Source organism: Bacillus sp. SRB_331, from assembly GCF_003264175.1.
In the GTDB taxonomy this organism is placed as follows: Bacteria; Bacillota; Bacilli; order Bacillales; family Bacillaceae_G; genus Bacillus_A; species Bacillus_A mycoides.
Map to the genome: position 1 here is coordinate 55,399 of NZ_NADV01000011.1, position 18,232 is coordinate 73,630.

21 protein-coding genes are annotated in these 18,232 nt (G+C 36.4%); 10 read left to right on the forward strand and 11 right to left on the reverse strand.

Annotated elements, in window-relative coordinates; all coding sequences use genetic code 11:
* The first annotated feature begins 45 nt into the window (after positions 1–45).
* On the forward strand, positions 46–1,245 hold the full coding sequence (metK, locus tag B5P42_RS08845; RefSeq protein ID WP_002015707.1) for a methionine adenosyltransferase: 1,200 nt from the start codon (positions 46–48) through the stop codon (positions 1,243–1,245).
* Between the two features lie 127 nt (positions 1,246–1,372).
* Here metK and B5P42_RS08850 read toward each other — a convergent pair whose 3' ends face one another.
* Together B5P42_RS08850 and B5P42_RS08855 are read right to left on the reverse strand one after the other, a co-directional pair.
* A complete protein-coding gene (locus B5P42_RS08850) occupies positions 1,373–1,555 on the reverse strand; it encodes a hypothetical protein (protein ID WP_002067721.1) in 183 nt (60 codons plus the stop codon).
* Between the two features lie 6 nt (positions 1,556–1,561).
* Complete coding sequence (locus tag B5P42_RS08855) at positions 1,562–1,741, reverse strand: hypothetical protein (protein WP_113734053.1); 180 nt, start codon at positions 1,739–1,741, stop codon at positions 1,562–1,564.
* A gap of 238 nt (positions 1,742–1,979) precedes the next feature.
* Here B5P42_RS08855 and B5P42_RS08860 point away from each other — a divergent pair, with 238 nt between their 5' ends.
* Both B5P42_RS08860 and B5P42_RS08865 read left to right on the forward strand, forming a co-directional pair.
* Positions 1,980–2,489: a MogA/MoaB family molybdenum cofactor biosynthesis protein gene (locus tag B5P42_RS08860; protein WP_002034407.1), complete on the forward strand. Its 510-nt coding sequence runs from the start codon at positions 1,980–1,982 to the stop codon at positions 2,487–2,489.
* Complete coding sequence (locus B5P42_RS08865; RefSeq protein WP_113734054.1) at positions 2,486–3,085, forward strand: molybdenum cofactor guanylyltransferase; 600 nt, start codon at positions 2,486–2,488, stop codon at positions 3,083–3,085. The genes B5P42_RS08860 and B5P42_RS08865 overlap by 4 nt, the downstream gene beginning before the upstream one ends.
* A gap of 282 nt (positions 3,086–3,367) precedes the next feature.
* Here B5P42_RS08865 and B5P42_RS08870 read toward each other — a convergent pair whose 3' ends face one another.
* From B5P42_RS08870 to B5P42_RS08880, 3 genes are all read right to left on the reverse strand, one after another.
* Positions 3,368–4,510: a glycosyltransferase family 4 protein gene (locus tag B5P42_RS08870; protein WP_113734055.1), complete on the reverse strand. Its 1,143-nt coding sequence runs from the start codon at positions 4,508–4,510 to the stop codon at positions 3,368–3,370.
* A 12-nt stretch (positions 4,511–4,522) separates the two neighbouring features.
* Positions 4,523–5,053 carry a phosphatase PAP2 family protein gene (locus B5P42_RS08875; protein WP_002167520.1) on the reverse strand — a complete coding sequence of 177 codons (531 nt, stop codon included), beginning with the start codon at positions 5,051–5,053 and terminating at the stop codon, positions 4,523–4,525.
* Between the two features lie 145 nt (positions 5,054–5,198).
* Positions 5,199–5,711 (reverse strand): gamma carbonic anhydrase, encoded by a 513-nt coding sequence (locus B5P42_RS08880; RefSeq protein WP_113734056.1) that lies wholly within the window; start codon positions 5,709–5,711, stop codon positions 5,199–5,201.
* A 74-nt stretch (positions 5,712–5,785) separates the two neighbouring features.
* Between B5P42_RS08880 and B5P42_RS08885 the strand changes: the two genes are divergently transcribed.
* Together B5P42_RS08885 and B5P42_RS08890 are read left to right on the forward strand one after the other, a co-directional pair.
* Positions 5,786–6,589: an alpha/beta hydrolase gene (locus tag B5P42_RS08885; protein ID WP_088032211.1), complete on the forward strand. Its 804-nt coding sequence runs from the start codon at positions 5,786–5,788 to the stop codon at positions 6,587–6,589.
* Positions 6,590–6,626: 37 nt separating this feature from the next.
* Positions 6,627–7,691 (forward strand): tetraprenyl-beta-curcumene synthase family protein, encoded by a 1,065-nt coding sequence (locus tag B5P42_RS08890; RefSeq protein ID WP_113734057.1) that lies wholly within the window; start codon positions 6,627–6,629, stop codon positions 7,689–7,691.
* A 153-nt stretch (positions 7,692–7,844) separates the two neighbouring features.
* Here B5P42_RS08890 and B5P42_RS08895 read toward each other — a convergent pair whose 3' ends face one another.
* The 6 genes from B5P42_RS08895 to mnmL form a co-directional block, all read right to left on the reverse strand.
* A complete protein-coding gene (locus tag B5P42_RS08895) occupies positions 7,845–9,146 on the reverse strand; it encodes a PepSY-associated TM helix domain-containing protein (RefSeq protein WP_113734058.1) in 1,302 nt (433 codons plus the stop codon).
* Positions 9,147–9,301: 155 nt separating this feature from the next.
* Positions 9,302–9,976, reverse strand: coding sequence for an aspartate/glutamate racemase family protein (locus tag B5P42_RS08905; RefSeq protein ID WP_113734059.1), 675 nt, complete (start codon positions 9,974–9,976; stop codon positions 9,302–9,304).
* A gap of 24 nt (positions 9,977–10,000) precedes the next feature.
* A complete protein-coding gene (locus B5P42_RS08910; protein ID WP_002067629.1) occupies positions 10,001–10,681 on the reverse strand; it encodes a hypothetical protein in 681 nt (226 codons plus the stop codon).
* Between the two features lie 18 nt (positions 10,682–10,699).
* Positions 10,700–11,533, reverse strand: coding sequence for an ABC transporter ATP-binding protein (locus B5P42_RS08915; protein ID WP_113734060.1), 834 nt, complete (start codon positions 11,531–11,533; stop codon positions 10,700–10,702).
* 185 nt (positions 11,534–11,718) lie between these two features.
* Entirely contained in the window at positions 11,719–12,291 is a 573-nt protein-coding gene (gene mnmM / locus B5P42_RS08925) for a tRNA 5-(aminomethyl)-2-thiouridylate-methyltransferase MnmM (protein WP_113734061.1), read from the reverse strand.
* Positions 12,288–13,247 (reverse strand): tRNA modification radical SAM protein MnmL/YtqA, encoded by a 960-nt coding sequence (gene mnmL, locus B5P42_RS08930; protein WP_113734062.1) that lies wholly within the window; start codon positions 13,245–13,247, stop codon positions 12,288–12,290. Before mnmL ends, mnmM begins: the two co-directional genes overlap by 4 nt.
* Before the next feature lie 260 nt (positions 13,248–13,507).
* Between mnmL and B5P42_RS08935 the strand changes: the two genes are divergently transcribed.
* The 5 genes from B5P42_RS08935 (at position 13,508) to B5P42_RS08955 (ending at position 18,016) form a co-directional block, all read left to right on the forward strand.
* Complete coding sequence (locus tag B5P42_RS08935) at positions 13,508–13,771, forward strand: YtzC family protein (protein ID WP_088032225.1); 264 nt, start codon at positions 13,508–13,510, stop codon at positions 13,769–13,771.
* 15 nt (positions 13,772–13,786) lie between these two features.
* Complete coding sequence (locus B5P42_RS08940) at positions 13,787–13,936, forward strand: hypothetical protein (protein WP_001129345.1); 150 nt, start codon at positions 13,787–13,789, stop codon at positions 13,934–13,936.
* A 196-nt stretch (positions 13,937–14,132) separates the two neighbouring features.
* A complete protein-coding gene (locus tag B5P42_RS08945; protein WP_113734063.1) occupies positions 14,133–15,155 on the forward strand; it encodes a DUF418 domain-containing protein in 1,023 nt (340 codons plus the stop codon).
* Between the two features lie 232 nt (positions 15,156–15,387).
* A complete protein-coding gene (locus B5P42_RS08950; protein ID WP_088293064.1) occupies positions 15,388–16,149 on the forward strand; it encodes an ABC transporter ATP-binding protein in 762 nt (253 codons plus the stop codon).
* Positions 16,150–16,165: 16 nt separating this feature from the next.
* Positions 16,166–18,016 (forward strand): FtsX-like permease family protein, encoded by a 1,851-nt coding sequence (locus B5P42_RS08955; protein ID WP_113734064.1) that lies wholly within the window; start codon positions 16,166–16,168, stop codon positions 18,014–18,016.
* Positions 18,017–18,232: the final 216 nt, after the last annotated feature.

An 18,232-nucleotide genomic window follows, 5' to 3' on the forward strand; every position in this document is an offset into this window, starting at 1 on the left:
TGAGTTCCGTACAATATATACAATTACTGTAGGGAGGTTTACCACATGACAAAAAAACGTCATCTGTTCACATCTGAGTCTGTAACTGAAGGACATCCAGATAAAATTTGTGACCAAATTTCTGATTCAATTTTAGATGCGATCTTAGCAAAGGACGCAAATGCACGTGTAGCTTGTGAAACAACTGTAACAACTGGTTTAGTATTGGTAGCGGGGGAAATTACGACTTCTACTTACGTAGATATTCCAAAAATCGTTCGTGAAACAATTCAAGGCATTGGTTACACACGCGCAAAATACGGATTCGATGCAGAAACTTGTGCAGTTTTAACATCTATCGATGAGCAATCTGCTGACATCGCTATGGGTGTTGACCAAGCACTAGAAGCACGCGAAGGTCAAATGACTGACGCTGAGATTGAGGCAATTGGTGCGGGAGACCAAGGTTTAATGTTTGGCTTCGCATGTAATGAAACACAAGAATTAATGCCACTTCCAATCTCGCTTGCTCACAAATTAGCTCGTCGTTTAACTGAAGTACGTAAAGATGACACATTATCATACTTACGTCCGGATGGAAAAACGCAAGTTACAGTTGAGTATGATGAAAATGGTAAACCTGTACGTGTGGATACAATTGTAATTTCTACACAACATCATCCAGATGTTACGTGGGAAGAAATCGATCGCGATTTAAAAGAGCACGTAATTAAAGCTGTAGTTCCAGCAGAATTAATGGATGGAGAAACGAAATTCTTCATTAACCCAACTGGCCGCTTCGTAATTGGTGGACCACAAGGTGATGCTGGTTTAACAGGACGTAAAATCATCGTTGATACTTACGGTGGATACGCTCGCCATGGCGGTGGTGCATTCTCTGGTAAAGATGCAACGAAAGTTGACCGTTCTGCAGCATATGCAGCTCGTTATGTTGCGAAAAATATCGTAGCAGCTGGTCTTGCTGACAAAGCAGAAGTACAACTTGCATACGCAATTGGCGTGGCACAACCAGTATCAATTTCAGTTGATACATTAGGCACTGGTAAAGTATCTGAAGACGTATTAGTAGAACTAGTTCGTAACAACTTCGATCTTCGCCCAGCTGGTATTATTAAAATGCTAGACTTACGTCGCCCAATTTACAAACAAACAGCAGCTTACGGCCACTTCGGACGTACTGATGTAGATCTTACATGGGAACGTACAGACAAAGCAGCTACTTTAAAAGAGCAAGCTGGTCTATAATATATGAAAAAAAAGCTTTGCGCGTGTCGCAAAGCTTTTTTTATTTGGTTTTATCCCGCATTAACTGCCCGTAAAAGCCCGATTGGTTCAACTAATAATCAGTGGGGAAGAACAAAATCCCCACTGATTAAAGTTTCACTTTATTTACTACTTGAATGCAAGAACTACAATAAACTTCCCCGTCTAGCTCAATATACTTCTTCATATTTGTCATACCACTTGCCGGAAATGGCATATGAATCCACGCTTTTTCATACGTTTGTATTTCCTTTTCACATGATTTACAAAGGATTGGTTTCTTACGGAACATAGACGGTCACCCTTTCAGTTGGCGTACTTTTCCTGCGCAAAAAGCACTGCTCAGTAAAAATAGCGTTGCGAATATAATACTCACTAATGTGGCGTATGGAATTGCTCCTTTTAGAGAAAAACCGACAGTGATGGAAGCAACAAATAAGAGGATGAATGTTGTTGTTAATTTTTTGTAAAGTTCCATAGTGTGGGAACCTCCAAATTATTTTGTAATTTAAAATGAAATCTACTATGTAGAAAATATAAGGGGATTTAAAGAGTAGCTAATGGTGTGTAGTCCAGGCGTATAAGAAAGTATATTTTCCTTTTTGTGGTCGTATATACTTATATTGTATCACGGTGCATCATTGGCTTCATACATAATTGTGTAAAGATATGTATGATAAAATGAAGAAAAGTCTTTAGGAAAGGAAAGATGAAAAATGAGTGTAACTGAACATAAAAAACAAGCTCCAAAAGAAGTACGCTGTAAGATTGTAACGATTTCCGATACACGTACGGAAGAGACGGATAAGAGCGGACAACTATTACATGAATTATTAAAAGAAGCAGGACATAAAGTGACCTCTTATGAAATTGTGAAAGATGATAAAGAAAGTATTCAGCAGGCTGTGTTAGCTGGTTATCATAGGGAAGATGTTGATGTCGTGCTAACGAATGGCGGAACTGGTATTACGAAACGTGATGTAACGATTGAGGCAGTGTCAGTGTTATTAGATAAAGAAATTGTTGGATTTGGTGAGTTGTTCCGTATGATAAGTTACTTAGAAGATATCGGAAGTAGTGCGATGTTAAGTAGAGCAATCGGTGGTACAATCGGGCGTAAAGTTGTCTTTTCGATGCCAGGGTCTAGCGGAGCGGTTCGTCTTGCGATGAACAAGTTAATTTTACCGGAATTAGGTCATATTACATTTGAGTTGCATCGTCAATGAAAATTGCAGGAATTGTATTAGCTGGCGGACAGTCTAGTCGTTTCGGAGAACCGAAAGCATTGGCGATTTGGAAGGGAACTACTTTTGTTGAGCATATTGTGCAAGTAATGGAAAGTATTTTGCAAGATGTTGTTGTTATTAGTCATACTGATATAAAAGAGAGAGTAGAGCAATTAGTACAAGTTCCAGTTATAGAAGATATGTCGCACTATAAAGGAAATGGGCCACTTGCTGGAATAGTGTCAGGAATGGAATACATAGATTCAGATTGGTATATTATCATGCCTTGTGATGCACCGAACGTTTCAAATGAATGGATTACCATTTTATTAGAGCAAACGAGCGATGAATATGATGCTGTTGTCCCTATTATTAATGGAAGAAAACAACCGTTACTTGCAGCGTATAATAACCGCGTGAAAGAAAAGATTTATGCTTTGCTTCAAGAAGAAAAAAGAAGTATGGGCCAGCTTTTATCACAATGTAATGTGAAATATATTGCTGGTGAAGATGTACAAGCGAATGTAGATTGGTTTATAAATGTGAATACGAAAGAAGAATATGTGCAGGCTCAAAAAGACCTTTCAAATGAATGAAAGGTTTTTTGATATACAGAAATTGGAGAACAATTGCTGTATAAAGGTATGTGAGTAAGTTGATTTTAAGGGGATTTCTTAAAATCACCATACAGTAAAAAATACTGTATAACCATATATTAATTTTTATGGGTTTTTATTACAAGTCTGTTTAGTTATGTATCTTTTTGTTATAATGAATATAGGAATGAAATGATATTTCACCTTATGTATCATTTATTAAACTAAAATTTATAACTGTGTAATAAACTCCCTTCGTTTTTGGGAAGGGAGTTTTTCTGTTTAAGCGAGTAATTCTGATGCAGTGTGCTGAAGGACTTCTGCATATTGGTCAAGTAAGCCACGAAGGATCTCATCCCAGCTTTTTGATTTAGCATAAGACGAAGCTGCTATGCCCATTTGCATAAGTTGATCTTCATTTTGCAATAAAGAATGGATGGAGGATAGAAAGGAATCTATATCTTTTGGTGGACAAAGAATTCCCGTTTTTCCATCTGTAATAATATTTTTAACCCCGCCACTATTTGCTCCGATGACAGGTGTACCGCATGCAAATGATTCAAGTACGACATTTCCGAACGTTTCAGTAGCTGATGGAAATACCATCATATGAGAACAAGCATATGCTTCAGCTAAATCCGTGCCTTGTAAATATCCAGTAAAAGTGACATTTGTTTTCGGAACAGCTTCACGCAAATTTGTTGCTAGAGGCCCGTCTCCAGCGATGAGCCAATGAATGTCGTCACGTTCTTTGTTTGTCGTTTTAATAAGTGTTTGAAGAGTATCGATATCTTTTTCAGGAGCAAGGCGCCCGACGTAGGAAAGAATATATTTCGCTGTAATATTATATTTTTTTCGGAATAGGTCTTTATTGTAAGTTGGATGAAAGAGAGTACAATCTACACCACGTCCCCAAATATAGAGCTGTTGAAATCCTTTTTTCTTTAATTGATGTAATGTTTCAGGAGAAGGAACAAAGTTTTTTTGCATATGACTATGAAACCACCTTAAATAGTTCCATAGCATATTGGAGAGAAATTCGATTTTGTAATAGCGTAAATAGGCGTCAAAATCAGTATGATAAGAACCGACAACTGGGATATTTAACTTTTTGGCATAATATAACCCACAAAGTCCCATATTGAAAGGCGTAGCGATGTGAATGATATCAGGTTTAAAGGCAAGAAGTTCCCGCTTAATGCGCGGAGTAGGAAAGGCAAAGCGACATTCTGGATATAATATTGTTAACGGGATACTTCTCATTTTGTTCACATTCGCTACGAAATTATCTTCTGCCGTATGCTGAGGGGCGAAAACAGAATAGGCGATATTTTCTTTTTGAAAATATTTAGTTAAACGTTCCAAAGTTTTCGCCACACCGTTGACTTGTGGTGTAAATGTATCGGTAAATATGGCGACTCTCATCATATCGCTCCTTTACATGAGTGGAATGAGTTGATAAAAAGAGATGATGCCAGAGCAAGTGCCAAGGCACATGCCTACAAATACATCTGACGGATAATGAAGCCCTAAATAAATACGGGAAATACCGACGCATAATGCTAACGGTAATAGAAAAGCAAGCAAGTTTGGATTATAGCAAATAAATGGAATGAGGACAGAGAAAACAGCCGTTGTATGTCCGGATGGAAAAGAATGATCTTTTAAAGGCTGTACTGGATATTTCGCATCTTGAATTGTTAAATAAGGGCGTTTTCGTGGATACCATCTTTTTAATATTTGCACAGGAATATGGCTAATTGTTAAAGAAATAGCAGTTGCAATTGCAGCTTGATGCAAATTCCCTGTTGCGAAAATTAAAAAGAATAGGGTAAGTGCAATGGAAAAACTTGCACCACCGATATGGGTAATATTGCTGAAAAAGATGTTTAATGTTTTTTGATCAAAGTAGCGATTAATTCCTTTGAAGATGTAACATTCTATTTTATATAGTCCACTGACCTTCATGAGATTTTTCCTCCCTCATTTACATATATATGGAGTTATTAACTTCTATTTTAATAAGATTTTATTGAGGGGATAATAAGGTTTTGTAAAGAAAAAGTTAGATTTTTTCATAAAAAAAGCTGCCAGTCTTATGGCAGCGATAAAATCACTTTTGTAACGATTTATAATATTGTCCTTTTTCAACGTATTGTGTGCGGATACGTTCCATATCTTTACGGTCTTCTTCTGTTAATTCGCGAATGACCTTCGCAGGGCGACCGAAAGCTAACGTATTAGGAGGGATTTTCTTTCCTTGTGAAACGAGACTACCAGCACCGATAAAGGCTCCTTCACCAATTTCAGCACCATCTAATATAATAGATCCCATTCCAATTAAAGCATCGTTTTTAATATGACAGCTATGTAAAATAACTTGATGCCCAACTGTAACATCGTTTTCTAAAATAAGAGGGTACTGCGGGCTTTGATGAAGTGTACATTGGTCTTGTACATTTACTCGGTCTCCAATGATTGTTGGTGACACATCGCCGCGTATGACTGTATTAAACCAAATACTTGATTCCTCACCAATGGAAACATCGCCTGTAATGGTAACATAGTCAGCGATAAAAGAACTACTCGCAATTTTCGGATTTTTTTCTTTGTAAGGGTATATCATGTAAAGCCTTCCTTTCCTAGAGACTAGTTTTAGTGTATCAAATTATGAGAAAGAGTGAAATGGAGGAGGTCCGTATGTGGAATTATGAAGCAGAGGAAGCGAAAGCTGTAGTCGTTATCGTGCACGGCGCAATGGAATATCACGGACGTTACGAAGCTATAGCGGAAATGTGGAATCATATCGGCTACCACGTTGTGATGGGAGACCTTCCATCACATGGAACGACTTCGAGAAATAGAGGACATATTGATTCATTTGATGAATACATAGAGGAAGTTAAATTATGGGTGAAAGAGGCAAGGAAGTATCGATTACCTATTTTTATATTTGGTCATAGTATGGGTGGTCTTATTGTCATTCGTATGATGCAAGAAACGAAGAGAGAAGATGTAGATGGTATTATTTTAAGTTCACCATGTTTAGGTGTATTAACTGGACCTTCTGCTCCGCTTCGAGCTGCCTCAAAAATATTAAATGTTGTTACTCCAAAATTGCAATTTGCAACGAATCTTACAGTGGAAATGTCAACTCGTAATCATGAAGTAAGAGATGCGATGGAGAATGATTCATTGTTCTTGCGCAAAGTATCAGTACGTTGGTATAGTGAATTGATTAAGTCTATCGAAATTGCGCATAAAAAAATAGGCGATTTTCCAGACGTTCCACTCTTGCTAATGCAGGCTTGTGAGGATAAACTTGTAGATAAAACACGTGTCCGTACTTGGTTTGATAATGTTAAAATAAGTGATAAGGCTTTTAAAGAATGGCCGAATTGTTATCATGAGTTATTAAATGAGTATGAGCGTGATGAAATTTTGAATTATATTCAGTCATTTACTGAAATACGCATCAATAACATAATAGAAACAAATAAGTAAATTATTTGTACATTGAATAGAGGAGATGAAGGAAGAAGTGAACGTACCGAGTAATCCCATAACGCTCATGGCGAAAGTATACCGTGATGTGTTTCCGGTAGTACACCATGAGCTAGCGATGTGGAAAGAGCGTGCCTACCATATTCCGAATGACGAGCTTCATAGTCAGGCAATCGCAAGTATTGAGAATAAAACGTTTCATTGCGAGGGCGGTGGCATTTTAGCGCTACTAGCAAATGAACACCGAGAGGAATGTATTCGTTTTATCGTAGCTTATCAAACGATTAGCGACTATTTAGATAATTTATGTGATCGTAGTACATCACTTGACCCGAAAGACTTTGCGGCTCTTCATGAGTCGATGGTAATGGCATTAAGCCCTGAAGTTGAAGGGGGCGGTAACTATTATCGTTATCGTGATGATCAAGATGATGGTGGTTATTTAGATGAGCTTGTTGAAACATGTCAGGATGTTTTAAAGAAAACGAAGCATTATGATAAAATTGCTCCAATTCTTCATGAACTTGCTTGTTATTATTGTGATTTGCAAATTCATAAACACGTGAAGTTAGAAGAAAGAGAACCACGCTTAAAAACATGGTTTGAAGCGCATAAAGAAAATTTACCACCGATGAGTTGGTTTGAATTTTCAGCATGTGCGGGTTCGACGCTTGGAATTTTCTGTCTTGTCGCATATGCATTTCATGATGAATTACATGATGAAGATATTGTGAAAATTAGACAAGGGTATTTTCCATACGTACAAGGACTTCACATTTTACTTGATTATTTCATCGATCAAGAAGAAGACCGTATCGGCGGAGATTTGAATTTCTGTAGTTATTATGAAAACGAGCAAGCTATATTAGATCGTATGAAACATTTTGTAGAAGAAGCAGAGAAGAGCATTGGTGATTTACCTCATGCGAAGTTTCATCGTCTCATAAGCCGAGGGTTACTTGGTATTTATTTATCAGATCAAAAAGTATCAGCACAAAAGAATATGCACAAAATGGCACGGCGCATTGTAAAATACGGAGGGCTTACTTCACGATTCTTCTATTGGAACGGGAAGATGTACCGAAAGAAAATGGCGCAGTGATGAAGAGACCATCTCAAAAGGTATTTTGGGATGGTCTTTTCCTATTGTCGTATTTTGTAGTTAAGTCGATATAATTTCATGTGCTGTTGCAATTTTGCTCCATAATGAAAAAGGGACAGTCCAAAATTAGATTTTTTGGACTGTCCCTTTTTACTATGATCGTATTTTTAAAAATACATATATGAGAAGTTCAATCGCGAAAATAACTAAAACAGATAGTCCGAATAAAGGCATGACAGCGCCTAGTATAACCATCATGATAAAGAAAACGAATGTGCTTTTCTTATCTCTTTGCTTTGGCGGTGCTGCTAATTTTCCTTTTGGCTTTCTTGCTAACCACATTTTTATTCCGTAATAAATGAGAAGTAATAAAGATAACGTCGTTAGTAAGCATAATATTTTATTTGGCCATCCGAATAAATGTCCTTCGTGAAGCGGGATACCGTAAGTGAACCATTGTGCAAATAATCCATAATCACGATAGTCCGTTTTCGAAATGAGTTCTCCGCTATATTGATCAAAGTAAGCTGTTATTTCTTCATTTGGTGCCACATCCATACCCGTAATACCAGAACCACTTGATTTCGAAACAGTGAATACACCTTTCGGATCAGTCGGTAGTGAGATAACGTATGGCTTCTTTATTTCAATTCCTTTTTGTAATTCATCGACAGAAATTGCTTTTGGCTCATTTGAATTCGATTCAGGAGGAGCTTCTTTTCTTGTTGCCCAGGGTAATTCTTTTACCTTTGATTCAGGTGGTGCCATATACAATTTCGGATATCCGATTGATTCATTCGATGATGCGATTTTATAAATTTGGTTACCCATAAATCCTGACCACGGCAATCCAGATGCGACTAACAAAACGAGTGGAATTGTAAATATAATACCGATAATAGAATGACGTCGTTTTGCTTTTTCTCGCTTAGTGGATGCGGGTGTGTTTTTGAATTGGAGTATACTCATATACAATCCAGTCACAATTAAAAAGATTGTCCAGCATGCCGCAAGCTCTACAGTATAGTTGACGACAGTGCCACCAACTAAAAGAGAACTATGTAATTCCCGCATTATATTGGCAAAAGTTTCACTTGCATTTTGATCTCCAACAATTTGATTATTGCTATCTAAATACACATATTTTTGTTGCCCAGTATATTCATTTGCAATAGTAAGTCTCGTATTATAATCCCCATTAAACTCACTAATTTTCGCCACACTATAATGTGGATATTTTTTCTCTGTTAAGAAAAGCGAATCAGCCATCGAAATAGACTCTGTTTGGGCGCTCTTCCCAAAATATAAATCTTTATAGATGAAATCTTCAACTTCCTCCCGAAATAAATACCCAATTCCGCTCAGTGACAATGTAATAAGAAGCGGCGTAATAAAAAGCCCGGCGTAAAAATGCCACCTCCAAAAAATATAATGAAGCGAACGATTTTGTTTCATACTTCAGTTCCCCTAACCTTCCCTATATGAATAAACTACTTATTTAATATAGCGAGATTAAGTGTGATTACTTTGAAAGAATTGTGAAAAAAGTTAAAAGTTTTGGTTGTTTTTATCAAACATAAAACACATTTTAAAAAGGATGTGTTCTATGTTTATGAAGACTTTTTTATATTTGATGCATAGATCCTAACAACTGCTTTCGCAAGACATTGAGCGGAATCAACAAAGTCCTCACTCACCACCACATTCAAATCGGTACATGCGATAATAGCGGTATCTACTTCGTCTTTTAACTGTAAAACGAGCACACTCCATAATTTGCGAGCTTCTTCAACTTTTCCGCTTTTAATACAAGTAATAATTTGATTAATCATTGTCTGCCATTTTTCATGATGAATGTACTCTATATCACGTTTTGTAATTCCATCTTGATAAATACTTGCTTGAACAGTCGCTTCTGTTGCAAGAAGAGCGACTCTTTTTGTATTTTCAGGAATTGCTTTTAACGTCTCATCGACTATATTCAAAATAGGAATGGTAATAGAATGCTGTAATTCCTCGAAATAAAGATGCGCTGTATTACATGGCATTGCGATGAAATCTACACCAGTACTTTCAAGTTTTTGCGCTCCTTCAATAATCGCTTTTTTCATCGCCGCATGATCAATAGGGCGATCCATATAAAACGGTGTTGGGCACGAATAAATCATCATATGAGGAAAGTCCATATCATGCTTTGCTCCATATATTGTTTGGCACTTTGCTACAACTGTATCGACGAATGGTCCGGTTGATTTTGGACCCATTCCTGCTAGTATTCCAATCATTGTTTAGTCCCCTTTAATATGTAATCAAAAACGTTTTCTGCGAACGAGAAAAAGAAATAAAGTAAGTAATAAAAATGAATATACGATAGCCCAAGCTGTAAGCCATAGAGTATGAGTAAGTATATTATATTTGTATTGTCCAAGCATTATAAAGCTTTCGACAGGTGGTAAAAACCATAGTAACTCTTTTTTTAACCGGATTGAGGCAATCGTCATAAGTAATATAAATGTAAGACTAAGCCAAGCGGTGCTTGCTTTCTGAATAATATTTCTAGTAAATAATGTTGCGATTGAAATTCCTAGTATAGATAAAGACATGTGAGCGAGAAATCCGACTAGAAATAAAGAAGCTGTCATTTTTTCATTAAACATTTGCAAAATAATTGGATAGATTACGGATATAAAAGATAAAACAGTACAAATAAGAAGAGCCGTAATATATTTACCAACGTATAATGCCGAAATATTATTTGTATGTGAAATAGTGATTTGTTCTTGTACAGGATCTTCAGTATGAAAAATTGTGACTGTAATCCAGGCAGATAATAAATAAAGTGCGAGTGCTGTTTCTAAGTATGTCGGTACAATTGGAGTTGGTTTATATGTATATACAAAAAGTAAGCTTATGCAGTACATCGCAATAGGAGGAATGTACTTATACGATTTTGTGTAGTCGAGAAAATGGTAACGAATAAGCGCAAACATAATAAACCTTCTTTCGATTTAAAAATTAGGCTGTAGCAGTGTAATAGATGCTTTTTTATGTAATAAAAACTGAAGCATTTCGTTTGTATATTCCTTTTCGATTTGTAATTGAATGAGGTTTTGATTTGAATTGTGTGTAACTTGTATAAATCCTGATTGCTTTTGTAGTTCTATAGCTGAAAATGTTTCGTGAACAATTGCCTCAATATAGACCTGTTCTGTTGATTTTTGCACAGAGGTATCTTCCGCAATTGTATGATTTGCTAATGTCACAATTCTATCGGCGAAGTTTTCTAGTAGTTGTTTTTCGTGACATGTGAAGAGTATAGATATGCCTTGTTGTTTTAATGAGAGTAAAATATGCTCTAATTCTTGCTGAGAGTTAGGGTCGAGCCCAGAAAGAGGTTCATCTAGAATTAATAAATCGACGTCCGTAAGTAATGCTTGCATAATGCCTGTTTTTTGTTTCATACCTTTTGAAAAGTTTCGTACAACGTAATGCTTTGCATGATGCAGATGAAAAGATTCAAGGAGCATCGGAATTTTATTTCTTAAATATTTTGTTGATAAACCGTGAATGTGGCCGAGATGATATAAATAATCCTCTAATGTAAAACGAATTCCTTCAGGAAAATGTTCAGGGACATAACCGATTTGTATATGTTCTTTTCTTTGAAGTGTCCCTGCCGTAGGTGGAATAAAGCCTGCAATTATTTTGAGTAAAGTACTTTTTCCAGTCCCGTTCCCACCAATAATAGCGAGTGCTTCTCCTTCTGGAATGGATAAATCGATGTTGTCTAGTATAAGTGATTTGCCATACTTCTTTTGAATTCCCCTTAGTTCTACTAGCAAAGTTCTATCCTTCTTTCTTCAAATATTTTATACATCCATTATATAGGAGAATAAGAAAAAGACGTGCAATGAATGCACGTCTTTTTTTGTTATGTTTTGTCGAAGGATCGATATATCTGAAAAATCGTTGATATAATTATCCTGCTATTTGCCGGACAGTAAACCTCACTGATTAAAGTTTCACTTTATCGCTTCTCAATCGCCACAATAAATGGTGGGTTATTTTGCTGGTTAATGAAGCCGTATCGCAAAACGTGAGCTTGTTTTTGGTCGAGTTCTTCTGCAAATTTGAGAACAGCGTCGCGTTCTACTTGTCCTTCTGGATGTCCGTGGTAAATGACAAGGACGATGATACCTTCAGGTGCCATTACTTCTAATAATTGCTCGATCGCCGAGATTGTTGAGTTCGGTTTTGTAACGATATGCTTGTCACCACCAGGAAGGTAACCTAAGTTGAAAATAGCGCCTGTTACTTTTCCTTTTGCGTCTTCTGGTAATACGGATAAGAGTGTGTCGTGACTGTCGTGAACTAAAACAGTACGTTCGAAAAGTTCCTTTTCTTTTAGGTGGATAGTAGAGCTTTCAATTGCCTCTTTTTGAATATCAAATCCAAATACTTTTCCACTATCTCCAACGATTTCAGCTAGGAAGCAAGTATCATGTCCATTGCCGAGCGTTGCATCTACAGCGTAATCGCCTTCTTTTACTGCTGTTTGCAGCAGTGTGCGAGCAAACGGTAATACACGTTCTAATTTCATTTTTGTTTCTCCTCATTTGCATATTTTCCTTGCCAGCTTCCGCGGCGTACAAATTCTGCATCGATGGAATTTAATACTTCCCATTTATTTAAGCTCCACATTGGGCCAATCATTAAATCAGGCGGACCGTCACCTGTGATGCGGTGCACAATTACATCTTCTGGAATAATTTCAAGTTGGTCAACAACGAGACTTACGTAATCTTCAAGAGAAAGGAACTCGAGTTGTCCTTTTTCATATTGCTTCACCATTGGCGTTCCTTTTAATAAATGAAGTAAATGAATTTTAATTCCTTGTATGTCAAGCTTCGCTACTTCACGAGTTGTTTCCATCATCATGTCGTAATCTTCAAGTGGAAGACCGTTAATAATATGAGAGCAAACTCTAATGCCATGTTTGCGTAATTTATTTACGCCTTCCACATAAGATGGATAATCGTGAGCACGGTTAATAAGATTTGCAGTGCGTTCATGAACAGTTTGTAGTCCGAGTTCAACCCAAAGGTACGTACGTTTATTTAAGTCCGCTAAATATTCAACGACATCGTCTGGTAAACAATCTGGACGAGTTGCGATAGAAAGACCGACAACGTCTTTTTCTGCTAGAAGCGGTTCGAATTTTTCTTTTAACACTTCAAGTGGTGCATGTGTATTTGTGTAAGCCTGAAAATAAGCGATACATTTTCCGTCTTTCCACTTTGAGTGCATTTTTTCTTTCATTTCATGATATTGCGTTATAACATCATCGCGGCGATCGCCAGCGAAGTCACCAGATCCAGCAGCACTACAAAACGTGCAACCACCGTAAGCAACCGTACCGTCACGGTTCGGGCAATCGAAGCCAGCATCTAATGAAACTTTAAAGATTTTTTCACCAAATTCATTTCGTAAGTGGTAATTCCATGTATGATAACGTTTATTGTCGTTTGTATATGGAAAAGGGTTTTGAACCTTCATTACTTTCCCTCCTAAGACGAGTCAAAATAAAGTGAAACTTTAATCAGTGGGGGATGTTCCCCCCACTGATTATTAGCCCTCACGAATCGGGCGTTTACGGGCAGTTGAGCTCCCACCTACCTTTTTTATTTCATCCAAATTTTGAGGTAGAGGTCTTACTGCCCGTTAATGCGGGATGAAACAAAATCCATTATAACATACTCATAAGGTTCATATGGAAGGGACACACTAAAAGGGAATTGAAGCAAGGAGGGACAATTATGGCAGAGCGTCAATCACTTGAAGAGTATATTACACAGGCAGAACAAGCGGTGGAATATGCGAAAGAACAATTAGACCAAGGCATGAGACAGGAGCATTACAATACGATGGAGTATTCGGATGCTCAGTTGCAATTAGAACAAGCATATAATGAATTACAAACGATGCAGCAACATGCGAATGATGAGCAGCGTGAGCAGTTAAATAGAGCACGTATGGCAATTCGCCAATTGCAACATCAAATGATTATTACACCGCACTAATAAGGAGTGAATGTAATGGCGAAACGTTCAGATCAAAACAATCCAGAGCAAAAAACGCAAAACGGACATAACGCTGAGTTTTCGAATGAACTTGATCCAGTTGTTCAAGTGAAACAGCGTAATAGTAAAAAAGGACAACCTCAAAGATCAAAGCAATCAGAGTAAACCAGGTCGCATTATGACCTGGTTTTATTTTGCCTCGTGATTGGTGCGGGCTAATCAAGGGGCAAAATAATACTGATTAAAGCTTCAATTCATTATATAACAATAACGTAAGATTCCTGTAAGGTTTGCCGATAGTTACGATTGTCTTTTTCCAGTAGAGTAAGGGAGGATTTAATTTTGGACAAGGAGTTGTATTATGGGGAACAATATTACAAACAAACGAATTGATGAGTTAGATTACATTCGTGGCTTCGCATTACTGGGGATTATTTTAGTAAATATTCTTGCACTACTGAATATTAAAGTTCCAGATCCTAGTACAGTGGATGCAAGTTATCAAAGGTTTCTATACTTATTTGTAGAAGGTCGTTTCTTCTCAATCTTTTCATTCTTATTTGGAGTAGGATTCTATATCTTCATTACAAGAGCAATTGCGAAAGGGAAGAATGGATATGTTCTATTTCTACGCCGCTTAGTTGCACTATTTATTTTTGGTTTGATTCATCAAATGTTTCAGCCTGGGGAAGCACTAGCGTTATACGCAATTTGTGGATTAGTCACTTTACCATTTTATAAAGTGAAGAAGCAAATAAATTTAGTAATCGGTCTTATTCTTACGATAGTTTTTAGTATTATGGCAGCTAAGGAATTATTACCATTAGGTTTAATTTTATTAGGTCTTGCTGCAGGACAGTACAAAGTATTTGAAAATCTTTCAGCGAAAATAAAGCAAGTCGCTATTTTTACAGGAGTTATGTTTGTTTTAAGTGTGATAGCTTTATGGTATCAATATGGGCACGTTCCTGCTAATCCATTTGTAAATATGATACTTATGAATGAGGATGGGACAATGGATACTGCAAGCCAATTTTTAAAAATTGGTGTCACAGTTGGACCAGTAATTTCAGCTTTCTATGTTGGAGCATTAATTTTATTACTTCAACTAAAAACAGTTCAAACATTGTTAGCGCCGCTGAAATACTACGGTCGTATGGCTTTAACAAATTATATCGGACAAACTGCAATGATTTTAATTGCAGGCAGTGTATTTAACTTTGCAGGAAACTTAACGTACATGCAGACGTTATATGTATGTATTGCAATTTACGCAATTCAAATTGTGTTTAGCTTAATTTGGATGAAAATCTTTAAAATGGGTCCATTAGAATGGATTTGGCGTGTTATTACGTATTGGACGGTAACACCTTTAAAGAAATAAGAGTAGGAAGGGGCTGTTCCAAGTGGAACAGCCTTTTACTATTGCCAGTGAATCGATATATTTTGAAAATCGCCAATAGCATTTCATTTGCTAAGGGTAATAAAAAAACTGAGCTTACATGGTCAGTTTTTTTTCTTACAAAAGTGTAAGGTAATTGTAATGTTAATAAATAGCAGTTCACCTCCAAAAGGAGCAAAATAGGTAATGGAAAAACAAGTGTAGGAGGATATATATGACGAAACCAGTTGTAGACGTGAAAAACGTTCAAAAAGTGTACGGTAAAAAAGGTGAGAACCAATCATACGCGTTAAAGGGTGTGTCATTCTCAATTCAAGAGGGTGAGTTTGTTGGGATTATGGGGCCATCTGGTTCTGGTAAAACGACATTATTAAATGTAATTTCAACGCTTGATAAAGCAACGGGCGGCGTTGTTGAAATTGCGGGTACGGATATTACAAAAATGAAGCAAGGTGAGCTATCTGATTTTCGCTCACAAAAATTAGGATTCATCTTCCAAGATTTTAACTTATTAGAGAACCTATCTATTTATGAGAACATTGCACTTCCCCTTTCCCTTCAAGGTGTTCCATCACGTAATATTGGCCCGAAAGTAGAGAAGGTAGCGGATATGTTAGGGATTTCAGAAATACTTCAAAAGTATCCAACTGAAGTATCTGGTGGACAAAAACAGCGTTCAGCAGCAGCGCGTGCACTAGTACATGAACCAGCAATTATTTTAGGGGACGAGCCAACAGGAGCTCTTGATTCTAAAAATGCAGCAAGTTTACTTGATGCGATGACAAACTTAAATGAAGAACAAGGCGTATCTATTATGATGGTTACTCATGATCCGTACAGTGCAAGTTACTGTCAACGTATTTTATTCATTCAAGATGGTGAGCTGTATAAAGAAATCCACCGCGGTGGTACGCGTGAAGAGTTTTATAAAGAAATTTTAGATGTGCTTGCAGATTTAGGTACACAAAAAGCGTAAGAAAGGAGGTTCAGGCATGTTATTTAAACTTTCCATGTCAGGGCTGAAAAGTAAGCTAAAGGATTATATCGTCTTACTTGTCGGTCTTGTTATGTCTATTTCAATTTTTTATATGTTTCAAACGTTAGCGCTGAATAAAGCGTTTATCGAATCTAACTCAGTTATTCAATCAATTGGATTCGTATTCCAAGCGGGTTCATTTTTACTAGCTATTATAACGTTCTTCTATATTTTATATGCGAACTCTTTCTTATTATCTCTTCGTCAAAAAGAGTTTGGTATGTATATGATGTTAGGAGCAAAAAAGCATAAAGTTACATTACTTATGTTTATTGAAACGATTGTATTAGGGGCTGCGTCTCTTGTGATTGGACTTACAGTTGGTGTAGGACTTGCAGAAGGTATCGGACAGTTATTAATGAAACAATTAGAATTTGCTGGTGAAGGCTATAAAGCATTTTATCTACCATCTATGACTGTTACCTGCATCTTCTTCTTTGCACTATTTGTATTATCAGCAATTATGAACAGTATTAAGTTATCACGTATTTCTGTACTGCAACTTGTACATGCAGATGCACAAACAGAACGTGTTGCAGTAAAAGGAAAAATGACAGGTGTAGTTGCATTTCTTGCCGTTATTTTATTAGGTATTGGCTATGCATCTATGATTTATATGGACAAGTTAAGAGAAATGGGAATCCTTATTGCATTAATTACAACAACAGCTGGTACTTACATGCTATTTGGATCACTTCTCCCAGTTATTATTAAAAAGTTAAAGAGTAATAAAAAACGTAGTGAAAAAGGACTTAACGCTTTTACATTTGCACAATTAAACTTCCGTATTAATAGTTTAACGAAAGTGCTTGCAACAGTAGCGATGTTAGTTGCTCTTGGAGCGGGTGCAATTTCAGGTGGTATGGCGTTTAAAAATAACGTTATAAAAACGGTTGATGGATTTGAAATTTATGATTCAGTAGTTCATAATCCAACAGCTGAAGAAAAGAAAATTTTAGACGGCATATCATTTAAAAATAAAGCTGAATACCGATATAAAGTAGATGATAAGTACGTTTATTATGTAAAAGAAGATTTAGATAAAAATCGCCCACTTATTCAAGATGGAGTAGGAAAAGAAGGTTTCGGTAAAGTTAAAAAAATATCAGGTGAAGTTCCTGTAGATGTAATTTCACGATCAAACATAGAGAAAAATGAAAATGTAAAAGAGATGCCAGCAGAATGGGACGATGCATTCAGAGCAATCCAGCCATATTACTTATATACAGATCATGCAATTAAAATTGTAGATCAAAAAATGTACGATAGTGTAAATGGTAAAGATGGAATCGTATTTATTGGAAAGACAGATGATTTCGTAGCATACACAAAAGAATGGAAAAAAATTGACGAGTTGCAGCTAGATAAATATAAAAATGTAAAAGCTGAACAAATGAATAGTAAATATCAAATGTATGACATGTTCTATGGTGTTGCGAGCGGAACAGTGTTTATGGGCTTCTTCCTTGGAATTGCATTCTTAGCAATGATGGCAAGCTGTCTAATGTTTAAAATTCTTTCTGGTGCATCAAAAGATATTACGCGTTATCAAATGCTTCGCAAAATTGGTGTGCGTCGTGAGTTATTAACGAAATCGATTTATAAAGAATTATTCTTAGTATTCTTATTCCCAGCAATTGTGGGTATTACTCACGTATTAGTCGGTATGAATATTTTCGGGTTTATTTTAGTTGACCCGTACTTCCGTATTTGGTTACCGATTGTTATCTTCGTAGTTATTTATGCGATTTATTACTTCATTACAGTTCAATTGTATAAAGGAATTGTTCTTCCGAAAGAAGATTAATAAAAAACCGAGCGAAACTGCTCGGTTTTTATTATTTTCAGATAAAACACTTTTATGTTACTAAAATATATAATATAATGCAAGTAAGTAACATAATATAAAAGTATCAGCAGCTAAAAAATGAAAGGAGGAATCCAATCTGTAGAAAGAAGCTGAATCTTTATCCCCCTATTTCTTTTCTAACCACAACGTATTTGCACAATCATAAATTTCCAA